Source organism: Novosphingobium sp. BF6, assembly GCF_058273105.1.
The window spans coordinates 541049-554560 of record NZ_CM177775.1; the positions used below are offsets into that span (position 1 = coordinate 541049).

Sequence of the window (13512 nt, forward strand, 5' to 3'; positions counted from 1 at the left end):
CATCCCCCAGGACTTCCCTTTTCTCTACTCTCGACACCGCCCCCACCAACCGGCAAGGGAGCGCCATGATCACACCGCCCCGCATCCTTTCCATCGCCGGTTCCGACAGCTCGGGCGGCGCCGGTATTCAGGCCGATATCAAGACCATCGTGATGCTGGGCGGCTATGCCATGACCGCGATCACTGCGATCACCGCGCAGAATACTTGCGGGGTGACGGACGTGGTGGCGCTTTCGCCGGAGATGGTGGCGGCGCAGATCGACGCCTGCGTCGGCGATATCGGCGTGGACGCGGTGAAGATCGGCATGCTCGGCAGTCCGGAGATCGCCCATGTCGTGGCGGACCGGCTGGGCGGGCTGGATGTGCCGGTGGTGTTCGATCCGGTGATGATTTCGACGAGTGGTTCGGTTCTGGCCGATGCGGCGACGGTCGAGGCGTTCGAGCGGCTGATGGCGGTGGCCACGCTGACGACTCCGAACGTGCCGGAACTGGCGGCCTTGGGCGGGAACGGCGCAATGGCGGCACGGGGCGTGGCCTATATCGCCAAGGGCGGTGATGCCGAGGGACCGATCGTGGAGGACAGGTTGCTGCGTCCGGGCGAATTGCCGCTGTCGTGGACGGCCCCGCGTATCGAGACGCGCCACACGCATGGCACCGGGTGCACGTTCTCCAGCGCTATCGCGACCTTCATGGGGCAGGGCGCCGGGCTGGAAGCGGCCATCGTCGGTGCGCGCGACTATGTGCGGGCGGCATTGCTCAATGCCCCAGGCTTTGGCGAAGGACATGGCCCGCTGGGGCATCACGTCCGGGGGTAGAGGGGCCAAACCTCACCCAAAACACACGTCATCCTGAACTCGTTTCAGGATCCATCTTGCCGCCGAGACCGTCGGCCTGATCGGCGAAATGGATCCTGAAACGAGCTCAGCATGACGATGTGTCTTGCGATGGCCTGGTGGAGGAGCGGGCCGTAGCCCACTCCTCAAGCCCTCAGCAGCAGTCCAGATCGTAGAACTTCTGCACGACCTTCCAGCCTTCGTCGGCAGTTTCGCACCAGTGGAACAGCTTGAGGTCGGCAGCGTTGATGACGCCTTCCTCGGCCAGCGCCTCGAAGTTGACGACGCGTTCCCAGAATTCCTTGCCGTAGAGCAGGATCGGCAGCGGTTTCATCTTGCCGGTCTGGATCAGCGTGAGCAGTTCGAAGAATTCGTCGAAAGTGCCGAAGCCGCCGGGGAACACCGCCACCGCGCGGGCGCGCAGCAGGAAGTGCATCTTGCGCAGCGCGAAGTAATGGAACTGGAACGAGAGGCGCGGCGTCACGTAGGGGTTGGGTGCCTGCTCGTGCGGCAGGACGATGTTCAGGCCCAGCGATTCCGCGCCCACTTCGCGTGCGCCGCGGTTGGCCGCCTCCATGATCGAGGGGCCGCCGCCCGAGCAGACCACGAACTGGCGCATGCCCTTTTCCACCACCGAGCACTGGCTGGCGAGGCGGGCGAGCTTGCGGGCTTCCTCGTAGTATTTCGCCTTGGCGACGAGGCGTTCGGCGACCTTCTTTTCCTGATCCGTCTTGGCGCGGGCGAGCACTTCGTCGCACTGGTCGGGCGAGGGGATGCGGGCGGAGCCGTACATCACCATGGTCGAGCCGATATTGGCCTCTTCCAGCAGCATCTCGGTCTTGAGCAGTTCGAGCTGGAAGCGGACCGGGCGCAGTTCGTCGCGCAGCAGGAATTCGGTGTCCTGGAAGGCGAGGCGGTAGGCCGGGTTCTGGGTCTGGATGGTGCCTTCCTGCGCATCGGCGAAGGTGGCTTCCTGCTCCGCCTTGTAGAAGCGGCGGTTGGTGACTTTCTTGTCTTCTTGTTCGGTCATCTGCATTCCATGGCCGCTGGAAGGCGCGGCGTCGAGAGCTAAGGATTTAAGTGTCTTATGGTTGCGCGCAAGTGCGGCCTTCGCCTAGCCTCCCTTCATGTCGAAACAGATACTGACGCGGCGCTCCGTTCTGGCGGGTGTCGGCACCGCCATGGCGGCGGGCCTGCTGCCCGCGATTCCGGCCCTTTCCGCACCCGCACCCAAGCTGGTGAAGCCGCCGCGCCTGCGCGAGGGTGACGTGCTGGGACTGGTCGCTCCGGCGCGCTTCGTGGGCGACCGGTTCGGACTGGACTCGATCATGGCGACGGTGCGGGCCATGGGGCTGGAACCGAAACCGGCGGCGCACCTGCTCGACCGCGAGGGCTACATGGCCGGTTCGGACGAGGCGCGGGCGAGCGATCTCATGGCGATGTTCGGCGATTCGACCGTGCGTGGGATCATGTCGGTGGCGGGCGGCTGGGGTTGCGCGCGGCTGCTGCCGCGGCTCGATTTCGGGCGGATCGCGGCCAATCCCAAGCTCTTCGTCGGTTTCAGCGACAATACCGCGCTCCACCTCGCTTTTGCGGCGCGAACCGGAGTGGCCAGCATCCACGGCCCGAACGCCTCGGCTTCGTGGCCGCCTGCGGCCTGGGAGTCGTTCCATGCGCTGGCTTTCGAGGGCGCGACGCCGACCTGGCGGGTGCCCGAGGGGGCAGGCGCGAACCTCGCCGGTCGCGGCAAGGACTTGCGCACTTTTCGCAGCGGCAAGGCGCGGGGGCGGCTCTTGGGCGGTAATCTCAGCGTGCTTTCGGGGCTGGTCGGCACGCCCTATCTGCCGGACTTTACCGGGGCCGTGCTGTTCATCGAGGACACCAACGAATCCGAATACCGGATCGACCGCATGCTTACCCAGCTCGCGCTGGCGGGCGTGTTCGACAAAGTGGCGGGGGTCGTCTTCGGCCAGTGCACCGGCTGCCGCAATCCGGACGGCGGCTATTCGAACTTCACGATCTACGAAGTGCTCGACCGCCAGTTTTCGGGCCTCAAGGTGCCCGCGTTCCAGGGCCTCCAGATCGGCCATATCGCCGCGCAGCTGAGCGTTCCGGTCGGACTGCCGGTGGAGATCGACGCCGATGCCGGCACCATGCGCCTGCTGGAACCGGCGGTAAGCTGACCTTGAGCCACAGGGAAGCGGCTGTTATCGCGGGAGGACTATGGCCAACTGCGACCTGTGCGTCGTCCGGAACCGGGCGATCTGTTCATCCCTCGACGCGAAAGAGCTGGAGGCGCTCAACGCGATCGGGCGCACCCGCACGATCCAGCCCGGCGAATCGCTGATCTGGGAGGGCGAGGATTCGGTCCTCGTCGCCAATGTGATCGACGGCGTGCTCAAGCTATCGACAAATACCGAGGACGGGCGCGAGCAGATCGTCGGCGTGGTCTATCCGTCCGACTTCATCGGGCGGCCCTTCGGCGGCACCACCGGCCATGGCGCCACCGCGCTGACCGAGGCCACGGTCTGCGTCTTCTCCCGTCGCGATTTCGACGCCTTTGCGCGGGAACACCCGGCACTGGAGCACAAGCTGCTCGAGCGCACCTTGGCCGAACTCGACCGCACGCGCCGCTGGATGCTGCTGCTGGGCCGCAAGTCGGCCTCGGAGAAGCTGGCCAGCTTCCTGCTCGAAATGGAAGAGCGGCTCCAGCCTCCCGGTTGTGCGTGGAATTTCGAGGATGCGGGGCCGCGCCGGATCACCTTGCCGTTCTCGCGCCAGCAGATCGCCGACGTGCTGGGGCTGACGATCGAAACGGTGAGCCGCCAGTTCACCCGCCTCAAGAACGACCGCGTGATCGATCTGCCCTCGCGGCGGGACGTGACGATCCTCGATCATCCGGCACTCGTGGCCGAGGCGGGTTGAACGAAAAGGGGAGCCCGAAGCTCCCCTTTTCCCTTGCGGATAGCCCAAGGTCAGAAGCGGTAGGATACGCCTGCGCTCAGCACCCAGGGATCGAGGTCGTGGCGCGTCTTCAGCGCCAGATCGCCGTCCTCGTAGAACGAGGCGGTCGGCTTCACCCAGTACTTCTTGGCGTCGAGCGAGAGGCCCAGGCCCTTGTCGTTTATGGCGATGTCCATGCCCGCCTGAAGCGCGAAGCCCAGCTTGTTCGACATCTTCACTTTGTCCACGCCGAGCGCGCGGGCGGTTGTGCCGGGCTTCTCGTCGAACACGAAGAACCACGCCGGACCGGCGCCGACATAGGGCTTGAACGGGGTGCCGGTGTCGAGGTGCGCCTTGGCCGTCACCGTGGCGGGCAGGATGAGCACGTGATCGACCAGGCCCGCGCCTTCGATGTCGCCGGTTCCGCTGACGTGGTGCTGGGTGAAGCAGCAGATCGTCTCGACCGAGAAGGCCTTGGTGAAGAAGTATTCCACCGCCAGCGTCGGCACGACGTTGTCGTTCGCCTTGGTGCCCACGGTGTCGAGCGTCGCCAAGGTGCCGCCCAGCGTCGTGTCGGTGTCGATCGACTTGATCTTGTCGATCTTGCCGCCCGGCAGCACTGCGCTGCCGAGGACCTTGACCTGCCACTTGCCGTCCGGGCTTCCGGCCATGGCCGGGGCGGTGAAGGCGGTGGCGGCAGCGCTGGCAACGAGAGCGGTGGCCGCGAGCATGGTCATCTTGCGCATGTTCGGTCTTTCCTGCGCCGCCGGGGCCGCACCGTGCGGGTCCCCCCTCTTGAGCGGCAGCAGCGCCGCTTTGGTCCCAAGGCGGCGCCAAGGAATTGATCGCGCGCAAAAATCGGTGAATTTCTGCGGTTTTACGTCAGTTGATCAAGCGCAATGACGCGGCGGTGGCAATGCGCGATCCGTGCCTGCCATGTGGACCTATCATCCCGATCTGCTCGCGGTTCCGGTGCCGCGCTACACCAGCTTCCCCACGGCGGCGGAGTTCGACGAAAGCCTCGGCGTCCCGGCTTTCACGGAGGCGCTGGAGCAGGTGAACGGCGATGTCTCGCTTTATGTCCATATCCCGTTCTGCGAGAAGATCTGCTGGTACTGCGGCTGCAACACCGGCGTCGCCAATCGTACGGGCCGGGTTTCCGGCTATCTCGACGCGCTCCACCGCGAGATCGGCCTCGTCGCCGAACGCCTGCCGCGCGGCGCAAGAGTCACGCGGATCGCATTCGGCGGTGGCAGCCCGAACGGCATCCCGCCGGTCGATTTCGTGCGGCTGGTCGATGCGCTGGCGCTGCAGTTTCCCGCCTCCAGCCCGGTGCTGTCGATAGAGCTGGACCCGCGCACGATGGGCGGGGACTGGGCGGCGGTGATCGGCGCGGTGGGCATCACCCGCGCCAGCCTCGGCGTTCAGACTTTTGCGCCGTCGCTCCAGCAGGCGATCGGCCGCGTCCAGCCTGCCCGGATGATCGAGGAAACGACGGCGATGCTGCGCGGGGCAGGCGTCGATTCGCTGAACTTCGACCTGATGTACGGGCTGCCCGGACAGACGATGGCCGATCTCGACGATTCGCTCGCCCGCACGGTCGCGCTGGGGGCGGACCGCATCGCGCTATTCGGCTATGCCCACGTCCCCCACCTGATCCCGCGCCAGCGCAAGATCGAGGCCCATGCCCTGTCCGATGCCGCCGAGCGCTTCGCGATGGCGGCGCATGGTCATGCCCTGCTGGTCGATGCGGGCTATGTGCCGATCGGCTTCGATCACTTTGCCCGGCCCGGCGATGCCTTGGCTGAGGCTGCTTTGTCCGGCCGCCTGCGCCGCAATTTCCAGGGCTTCACCGAGGACGCGGCGCCGGTGCTGCTGGGGCTGGGCGCCTCCTCGATCAGCGGCTTTCCCGATCTGCTGGTCCAGAACGAGAAGAACACCGGCCGCTACCGCATGATGCTCTCGCAGGACCGGCTGACGGCCAATCGCGGCATCCGGCGCTCGGGAGAAGACCGGCGGCGCGGCGCGGTGATCGAGGCGCTGCTGTGCCGGGGCCGGGCGCGAATCGCGCCGGACCTGCAATGCGAGGCCTGGCCGCTGCTGCTGCCCTATTTCGATGCGGGCCTGTGCTACAGCGACGGCGAAGATCTCGTGATCCTGCCCGGGGGCCTGCCTTACGCGCGCTCGATCGCAGCGCGTTTCGATCCCTATCGCAAGGATTCGCTTCGGCGGTTCAGCTCGGCGGTGTGAGGGGCGGGATTTTCAAGCCGCTCGCTTGATCGCGATCAATGCCGGGCCTCGCACCGGCTGCGATGAGGAGGCGTCGGTACTGCACCGCCAAGGCGAACCTTGCGGGTGGTGCAGCCGCTTCTCCCCAACTTCGGGCGGCCCTGCCGGGTCGCCCATTTTTCATGGCGCACTCCGTTTGGGACCATCGATTCGCGCAAGGCGATAACGCGAATCCCTGTCTAGCCGCTTCGCGATGTGATTCGTCTGTGACGGGTGATTCGCGAAAAGCCGGATTAACCGCGCTCGAGCACAAGGCAGACCGGAGCAAATCAGTCGCTTTGCCGGGAAGGCGCAGTTTTCAACGATTTAGGGAGAATTGGATGCCCCGCGAGGATTCGAACCTCGATAGACGGAATCAGAATCCGTAGTCTTACCATTAGACGACGGGGCATCGGGAGGCGCCCCTCTAGTAGGGCTTCTGATTCGCGTCAAGCACCCTTTTTGCAGTCAGGGTTGCTCCATGACGCGGGGAGCGGTAGCATCGCCTCAGGTATCCGCCAGGAATGGCGGTAGACATATTTTTTTGAACGAGATTTACCACCATGGCGGAGCATGATCCGCCGGCAGCAAGAGTCGAAGTGTCGGGCCGTCCGGGAAGACGGCGCAAGGCGAGGAGGGGCAAGTCACGCTCGTCCGGACCCGACACGGCCAAGGCGAAGGCGCGTCCATCGGGCAGCGCCGCCGAGGCAGGCGGAGCGCCGCGCGAAGAGAAGAATTCCGACGCGCCGTCGTCGCCCCGCCAGTCGCCGTCGCGACCGGGCAGACCGCGTCAGAAAAAACCCCGAAAGGCACCGCCCCGGCAGGCCAAGCGCAGTCGCGCGGCAAATTCCGGAAAAGTGGCAGCGATGCCGCAGGCCGAGCCGCTTGCCGACAAGGTTTCCGTACCGCGTCTCGTTCCTATCGCAGGGGGGGAGATGGCGGGCGGCCTGTCGTCGCGGCCGTCTTACCGGCAGTCCTATGCCGCGATCGATCTCGGCACCAACAACTGCCGCCTGTTGATCGCGCGGCCTTCAGGCGAGAACTTCACGGTGATCGACGCCTTCAGCCGCGTCGTGCGGCTGGGCGAGGGGCTGGCCCAGTCCGGCCGCCTGTCCGATGCGGCGATGGAGCGCACTCTGGCGGCGCTTCGGGTCTGCGCCGACAAGCTGATGCGCCGCAACGTCTACCTCGCCCGTTCGGTGGCGACGGAGGCCTGCCGCCGCGCCGAGAACGGCCCGGAATTCATCGAGCGCGTGCGCGAGGAAACCGGCATCGCGCTCGACATCATCAGCGCCCGCGAGGAAGCGCGGCTGGCCGTGCTCGGCTGCCACGTGCTGCTGGAGGACGGTGTCGGCCCGGCGATGATCTTCGACATCGGCGGCGGTTCCACCGAACTCGTCCTGATCGAGAGCACCGATACCGTGCCGCGCATTCTCGACTGGCAATCGGTGCCCTGGGGCGTCGTCTCGCTCACCGAAAGCTGCGGCCCCGAGGGCAATACGCTTGAGGAGCGGCTCGAACGCTACCGGATCATGCACGGCCTCGTGTCCGACAGTTTCGCCGACTTCGCCAAGCGCGTCGCCCCGGCGCGGGAGAGCGCGGGGCAGACCGGCCCGCTGCGGCTGCTCGGCACCAGCGGCACGGTGACGACCCTGGCGAGCCTCCATCTCGAACTGCCGCAATACGACCGGCGGATGGTGGACGGTTTGATCGTTCCTGCCGAATCGATGCGCGGCATCAGTTCGCGGCTGTCCTCGATGTCGATCGAGGAGCGGCGCGAGGTGAACTGCATCGGGCGTGAGCGGGCCGATCTGGTCGTGGCCGGGTGCGCGATTCTCGAATCGATACTCGACCTCTGGCCTGCCGCCCGTCTCGGGGTGGCCGATCGCGGCATTCGCGAAGGGATCCTGCGCAGCCTCATCGCCTCGCATTCCAGCGGCAAGCCGTTTACCGGCGGCCGAAATCCGGCTTTGGCCGGGCAACACCATCAATTGGAGAACCGGCCATGAGCCGTTCCGGACGCGACCCCAACGAGCGGCTTCGCACGGGCAAGAAGCGCACGACCAGTTCGGCGCGCTGGCTGACCCGCCAGATCAACGATCCCTACGTCAAGCAGGCCAAGGCCGACGGCTATCGCAGCCGCGCGGCCTACAAGCTGATCGAGCTGGACGAGAAGTTCGACCTGTTCAAGGGCGTGACCCGCGCCGTCGATCTTGGCATCGCGCCGGGCGGCTGGAGCCAGGTGCTGCGCCTCAAGTGCCCCAAGGCCAAAGTCGTGGGCATCGACCTGCTGCCGACCGACCCGATCGAGGGCGTGACCATCTTCGAGATGGACTTCATGGCCGACGAAGCCCCCGCCGCGCTGGAAGGCGCGCTGGACGGCGCGCCGGACCTCGTGCTGTCGGACATGGCCGCAAATACCGTGGGCCACAAGCAGACCGACCACTTGCGCACCATGGGCCTTGTCGAGACGGCGGCGGACTTCGCGATCCAGTATCTGGCGCCCGGCGGTACGTTCGTGGCCAAGGTCTTCGCGGGCGGCACCGATACCGAGCTTCTGGGCATCCTGAAAAAGCGCTTCACCAGCGTCAAGCATGCCAAGCCCCCGGCGAGCCGCAAGGGCTCCTCGGAATGGTATGTGATCGCCAAGGGCTTCAAGGGGCCGGTGGGCGAAGCCGAATAAGCCGATCGAGCAAGGAAAAACGGTCCGCAGGGCATCTGCCTTGCGGACCGTTTTTCTTTTGAGGCTGGCCGAAACCGCTTACTGGGCTGCGGGCTCGCTCGCTTCAGCTGCGGGCGCTTTACCCTCTTCGGCCGGAGCCGCAGCGGCGTCAGCTGCCGGAGCCGCACCGGCCGCAGGCGCGGCGGGAAGCGGCAGGTTCGAACCCTGCTGGTTGAGGTACGCGATCACGTTGGCGCGATCCTCACCCTTGGCCAGACCGGCGAAGGTCATCTTGGTGCCGGGTGCGAAAGCCTTGGGGTTCTTGAGCCAGTCGTTCAGCTTGTCGAAGTCCCACTTGCCGCCGACTTTCTTGAGCGCGTCGGAGAAGGCGAAGCCGCCCACGCCCTGGCCGATGCTCTCACCCACCACGCCGTGGAGGTTGGGGCCGATACCGTTGGCGCCGCCCTGGTTGACCGTGTGGCACGAGGCGCACTTGGCGAAAGTCGCCTGCCCCTTCGCCGGATCGGCGCTGGCAAGCAGGGTGGCGATCGGCACGTCTCCGCCCGCTTCGCTTTCCTGTTCCACACCTTCGATGGCGTAACCCATCTTTTCGGGACGGTGCGGCTTGTCTGCTTTGAAGTAATGAGCGCTGACGGTTGTCAGACCAAGACCGACGATACCGGCGAACAGCGCCCACCCGGCAATGGTGTTGATACGATCATCCATTTCTTGTTTGCCCTTGCCCCTTAGCCCTTAGTGCCACCACGGGTGGAGTTTTTATATCATCCTCTTTGGGCTGAGGGTCTAGAGTTGCCAGCAAGTTAGCGCAAGAGCCATTGCGGACATCGCCTTTGCGGCCTAACGCGCGGGCGCTATGCATTCCTATCCCGAACCCGCTCTCGACCTGGTGGCCCGCATGACGGAGGCCGCCGCTGCCGATCCCTCGCGTGCCGCCGCCTTTCAGGGCGCACCCGGATGCAACTCGCACCGCGCGGCACTCGAACACGATCCCGACTGCCTGCCGCTGCCGTGCTTTTCGTTCGAGGACGCGCTGGACGCGGTGAAGGACGGCCGCGCCGATCGGGCGATCATCCCGATCGAGAACTCGCAGCATGGCCGCGTGGCGGACATTCACTTCCTGTTGCCGGAAAGCGGCCTGTCGATCGTCGGCGAGCATTTCATGGGCATCGAACATGCGCTGATGGCGCTTGGCGATGGGCCGTTCTCGGCGGCTTACAGCCACCCGCAGGCGCTGGGCCAGTCGCGTCATTACCTGCGCGCGCGGGGTATCGTGCCGATGGCCTATGCCGACACCGCCGGTGCCGCCGCCTTCGTGCGCGAGCAGGGCGATGCCGAAGCCTGCGCAATCGCCCCGAAGCTCGCCGCGGAGCTCTATGGCCTCAGAATCATCGAGGAAAACGTCGAGGACGCGGCGGACAACACCACCCGCTTCGTGGTTCTCTCGCGCGAACCGCTCGATCCTTTCGCGCTCAAGGATGAGCAGGCGATGACGACCTTCATCTTCGAGGTGAAAAATATCCCCGCCGCGCTCTACAAGGCGCTTGGCGGCTTCGCGACCAACGGCGTCAACATGACCAAGCTGGAAAGCTACCAGATCGGCGCCAGCTTCGCGGCGACGACCTTCTATGCCGATATCGAGGGCGCCCCCGGCGAATCGCGAATCGACATGGCGCTTCAGGAATTGGCCTTCCATTGCAAGTACGTGCGCCCGCTCGGCACATACCGGCAGGCCCGGTCGCGCGGATAACTCATCCCTGTTCCACAACGGGTTGCGCTGCTGACTCCCCCATGCCAATCATCCCCCCGATATGGCTGAAGGGGGTCCCATGGCGGGTGCGGCCGCAACCCGAAGTGCCGCGAGCGACTGGGAAGCCGTGCGCGGCGCGACCGATATCCAGTACGCGCCGCTCGCGCCGGTAAAGCCGGTTCAGACCCAGACGCCCGAATGGCTTCAGGCGCTGGGGCACCTGCTGGAGGCGATCTTCGCGCCGATCGGGCGGCTGCTCGGCCTGTCCTGGCCGATCTTTTCGAACGTGCTGATCGCTCTGGCGATTCTTCTCGCGCTTTTCGTCCTGTGGCGCATCTTCGGCCCGGCCATTGCGGCCCTGCGCAATCGCGCGGAGGTGGAGGAAGCGGAACACTGGGTCCCCGCCGAGGCCGAGGCGCTGGCTCTGCTGGAGGATGCCGACCGCCTCGCCCGCGAAGGCCGTTTTGCAGAGGCGACCCATCTCCTGCTGCGCCGCAGCGTCGGGCAGATTCGCGACGCCCGTCCGGACTGGCTCCATCCGGCCAGCACCGCGCGTGAGATCTCGGTGCTGGCGATGTTGCCCGATAGCGGGCGCGAGGCTTTCGCGACGATCGCCACCCGCGTCGAACGCAGCCGCTTCGCCTTGCGCAATCTCGACTCCGGAGACTGGACCGCCGCGCGCGAGGCCTATGCCCGCTTCGCCCGGATCGAGCTGCGCGCATGAGCAGTACGAATCCGGGAGGCGCGAATCCGGGGGGCGTCGCCGTGGGCGCCAATCCCTTCTCGCGCTGGGCGGTGTTGGCACTCGTGCTGATCGGCTCGGCGCTGTTCGTGGCGCTCTTGTGGATGATCGGCACCGGGACCGGCTTCGGCTCGACCAACGACGGGCAGGCCCATGCCGAGGGGCGGGGCCTCAACGGCTATGCCGCCATGGCCGCCTATCTCGAAAAGCGCGGGCATCCGATCGTCCGCGCGCGCAATGCCGGGCTGCTCGACAAGCCGGGCCTGCTGGTGCTGACCCCGCCTGCCGGGGCCGACGGCAAGGATATCGAGAAGATCGTCTCGAAACGGCGCTATATCGGCCCGACCCTGGTGATCGCGCCCAAGTGGCTGGCGATTCCGACCAGTAGCGAACAGAAGGGCGCGAAGTCCGGCTGGGTCAATGTCGAGGGCACTTATCCGCTCCAGTGGAAGGGCTTTCTCGACGACGTGACGCTGGTTCAGGGCGATGTCGATGCCAATGGCCAGCCCGCGCACTGGCAGGGCTTCGGGCTCGGCGGGACTTTGCCCAGCCGCAAGTTCCTGCAATCGGCCAAGGGCGATACGCTGGTCCCCCTCGTCGCGGAGCAGGACGGACGGATTCTCGCCGCTTTCATCGACGACGGCGGCAGCTATCCTGGGCTTGAGGACGCTGCGGTGGGGTCCATGCAGAGCGATCCCGAGGACGACGAACTCTATCCGCTGGTGGTCGTCTTCGAACCCGACCTGCTCGACAACTGGGGCATGGCGGATCGCCGCTCGGCGCAGCTGATCGATGCGCTGGTCGCCGCGAGCGAAGTCGAACCCGGCAGCACGATCACGTTCGACCTGACGATGAACGGCTTCGGCCGCGCGCAGAACCTGCTGACCTTGGCTTTCACGCCGCCGTTCCTCGCCGCCACGCTCTGCCTGCTGCTGGCGGCGCTGGTCTTGGGATGGCGGGCGTTCCTGCGCTTCGGGCCGCCGCTGGCCGCCGACCGGGCGATTGCCTTCGGCAAGGGCGCGCTGGTCGCCAATGCCGCCGGGCTGGTGCGCCGCTCGCGCCGCCTCCACCTGATCGGCGGGCCTTATGCCGACCATGCCCGCGACCGGCTGGTCCATGCCCTGGCCTTGCCGCGCACGCTGCCGCCCGAGGAAGCCGATGCCGCGATCGATCGCGCGCTCGCCTCCCGCAAGGCCGATGCCGAACCCTTTTCCGCAATCGCCGCGCGCCTCCGGCGGGCGCGGCGACCGCATGACCTCGTCAAGGCTGCGCGCGATCTTCACGCGCTCGAAAGGATGCTGACTCGATGAACGATGTTCAAACCCCCGACTTCGCCGTCGATCTGGCATCGGTCGCCACTTTGGTCGGCAGCATCCGCGCGCAGATCGCCAAGGCGGTGGTCGGCCAGAACGAGACGGTGGAACACTTGCTGATCGCCCTGCTGGCGCGCGGACACGTGCTGCTGGAAGGGCCTCCGGGCACCGCGAAGACCTTCCTTGCGCAGTGCTTCGCGGCGACCCTTGGGCTGGACTTCGGCCGCATCCAGTTCACTCCGGACCTGATGCCGGGCGATATCCTCGGCTCCAACCTGTTCAACTTCCAGACCAGCCAGTTCACCCTGACTCACGGGCCGATCTTCTGTGACCTGCTGCTGGCGGACGAAATCAACCGCACCCCGCCCAAGACCCAGGCCGCCTTGCTCGAAGCCATGCAGGAGCGCCGGGTCACGCTGGACGGCACCGCCCATCCGCTGCCGCCGCAGTTCATGGTGGTGGCGACGCAGAACCCGATCGAGAGCCAGGGCGTCTACCCGCTGCCGGAAGCGCAGCTCGACCGCTTCCTGTTCAAGGTGGACGTGCATTACCCCAGCTTCGAGGAGGAACTGCGCATCGTCTCCCGCTTCGGCGAGAATCGCGGCGCACCCAGCCCGGCGGATTGCGGCGTGGAAGCCGTGGCCAGCCATGCCGTGATCGAGGCCGCCGCGCGCAGTGTCGCGCAAGTGACCTTGGCAGAGAGCGTGACCGACTATGTGGTGCGCCTCGTGCGCGCCACCCGCGAGAGTCCGGACCTTGCCAGCGGCGCCAGCCCGCGCGCGGCGGTGCTGCTGGCCGGTGCCGCCCGCGCCCGCGCCGCGCTGGAAGGCCGCGACTACGTGGTGCCGGACGATGTGAAGGCGCTGGCCGGATCGGTGCTGCGCCACCGCCTGTTGCTCAGCCCGGCTGCCGAGATCGAGGGCAAGCAGGTCGAGGCCCTCGTCGCCCAGCTCGTCGAGCAGACCGAGGCGCCTAGATAAGCA

The 13512-nt window shown here is 66.5% G+C and carries 13 protein-coding genes and 1 tRNA gene; 10 read left to right on the forward strand and 4 right to left on the reverse strand.

Going from position 1 to position 13512, the window contains the following annotated elements:
* Positions 1 to 65 precede the first annotated feature (65 nt).
* Complete coding sequence (thiD, locus tag AC4D6D_RS02720; RefSeq protein ID WP_491326398.1) at positions 66 to 815, forward strand: bifunctional hydroxymethylpyrimidine kinase/phosphomethylpyrimidine kinase; 750 nt, start codon at positions 66 to 68, stop codon at positions 813 to 815.
* Between the two features lie 172 nt (positions 816 to 987).
* Here thiD and AC4D6D_RS02725 read toward each other — a convergent pair whose 3' ends face one another.
* Positions 988 to 1863, reverse strand: coding sequence for an LOG family protein (locus AC4D6D_RS02725; protein ID WP_491326399.1), 876 nt, complete (start codon positions 1861 to 1863; stop codon positions 988 to 990).
* Between the two features lie 97 nt (positions 1864 to 1960).
* Between AC4D6D_RS02725 and AC4D6D_RS02730 the strand changes: the two genes are divergently transcribed.
* Together AC4D6D_RS02730 and AC4D6D_RS02735 are read left to right on the forward strand one after the other, a co-directional pair.
* Positions 1961 to 3016: a S66 peptidase family protein gene (locus AC4D6D_RS02730; protein ID WP_491326400.1), complete on the forward strand. Its 1056-nt coding sequence runs from the start codon at positions 1961 to 1963 to the stop codon at positions 3014 to 3016.
* Between the two features lie 40 nt (positions 3017 to 3056).
* Entirely contained in the window at positions 3057 to 3758 is a 702-nt protein-coding gene (locus AC4D6D_RS02735; RefSeq protein ID WP_465146067.1) for a Crp/Fnr family transcriptional regulator, read from the forward strand.
* Positions 3759 to 3808: 50 nt separating this feature from the next.
* Here AC4D6D_RS02735 and AC4D6D_RS02740 read toward each other — a convergent pair whose 3' ends face one another.
* The gene (locus AC4D6D_RS02740) at positions 3809 to 4522 is read right to left on the reverse strand and encodes an OmpW/AlkL family protein (RefSeq protein WP_491326401.1); all 714 of its coding nucleotides are present in this window, start codon (positions 4520 to 4522) and stop codon (positions 3809 to 3811) included.
* Between the two features lie 190 nt (positions 4523 to 4712).
* On the opposite strand from AC4D6D_RS02740, the gene hemN reads away from it, so the two are divergent.
* Entirely contained in the window at positions 4713 to 6026 is a 1314-nt protein-coding gene (hemN, locus tag AC4D6D_RS02745) for an oxygen-independent coproporphyrinogen III oxidase (RefSeq protein WP_491326402.1), read from the forward strand.
* A gap of 356 nt (positions 6027 to 6382) precedes the next feature.
* Here the strand turns inward: hemN and AC4D6D_RS02750 are convergent.
* A tRNA-Gln gene (locus AC4D6D_RS02750) sits at positions 6383 to 6456 on the reverse strand.
* Between the two features lie 151 nt (positions 6457 to 6607).
* On the opposite strand from AC4D6D_RS02750, the gene AC4D6D_RS02755 reads away from it, so the two are divergent.
* Together AC4D6D_RS02755 and AC4D6D_RS02760 are read left to right on the forward strand one after the other, a co-directional pair.
* The gene (locus AC4D6D_RS02755) at positions 6608 to 8053 is read left to right on the forward strand and encodes a Ppx/GppA phosphatase family protein (protein WP_491326403.1); all 1446 of its coding nucleotides are present in this window, start codon (positions 6608 to 6610) and stop codon (positions 8051 to 8053) included.
* Complete coding sequence (locus tag AC4D6D_RS02760; RefSeq protein WP_147216344.1) at positions 8050 to 8727, forward strand: RlmE family RNA methyltransferase; 678 nt, start codon at positions 8050 to 8052, stop codon at positions 8725 to 8727. The genes AC4D6D_RS02755 and AC4D6D_RS02760 overlap by 4 nt, the downstream gene beginning before the upstream one ends.
* A gap of 78 nt (positions 8728 to 8805) precedes the next feature.
* On the opposite strand, the gene AC4D6D_RS02765 is transcribed toward AC4D6D_RS02760, so the two are convergent.
* The gene (locus tag AC4D6D_RS02765) at positions 8806 to 9432 is read right to left on the reverse strand and encodes a c-type cytochrome (protein ID WP_147216346.1); all 627 of its coding nucleotides are present in this window, start codon (positions 9430 to 9432) and stop codon (positions 8806 to 8808) included.
* A gap of 148 nt (positions 9433 to 9580) precedes the next feature.
* Here AC4D6D_RS02765 and AC4D6D_RS02770 point away from each other — a divergent pair, with 148 nt between their 5' ends.
* From AC4D6D_RS02770 to AC4D6D_RS02785, 4 genes are all read left to right on the forward strand, one after another.
* Complete coding sequence (locus tag AC4D6D_RS02770; RefSeq protein ID WP_147216348.1) at positions 9581 to 10474, forward strand: prephenate dehydratase; 894 nt, start codon at positions 9581 to 9583, stop codon at positions 10472 to 10474.
* A 79-nt stretch (positions 10475 to 10553) separates the two neighbouring features.
* The gene (locus AC4D6D_RS02775; protein ID WP_491326404.1) at positions 10554 to 11198 is read left to right on the forward strand and encodes a hypothetical protein; all 645 of its coding nucleotides are present in this window, start codon (positions 10554 to 10556) and stop codon (positions 11196 to 11198) included.
* The gene (locus AC4D6D_RS02780; RefSeq protein WP_491326405.1) at positions 11195 to 12526 is read left to right on the forward strand and encodes a DUF4350 domain-containing protein; all 1332 of its coding nucleotides are present in this window, start codon (positions 11195 to 11197) and stop codon (positions 12524 to 12526) included. The genes AC4D6D_RS02775 and AC4D6D_RS02780 overlap by 4 nt, the downstream gene beginning before the upstream one ends.
* Positions 12523 to 13509 (forward strand): AAA family ATPase, encoded by a 987-nt coding sequence (locus tag AC4D6D_RS02785; protein WP_491326406.1) that lies wholly within the window; start codon positions 12523 to 12525, stop codon positions 13507 to 13509. The genes AC4D6D_RS02780 and AC4D6D_RS02785 overlap by 4 nt, the downstream gene beginning before the upstream one ends.
* The last annotated feature ends 3 nt before the right edge of the window (positions 13510 to 13512 follow it).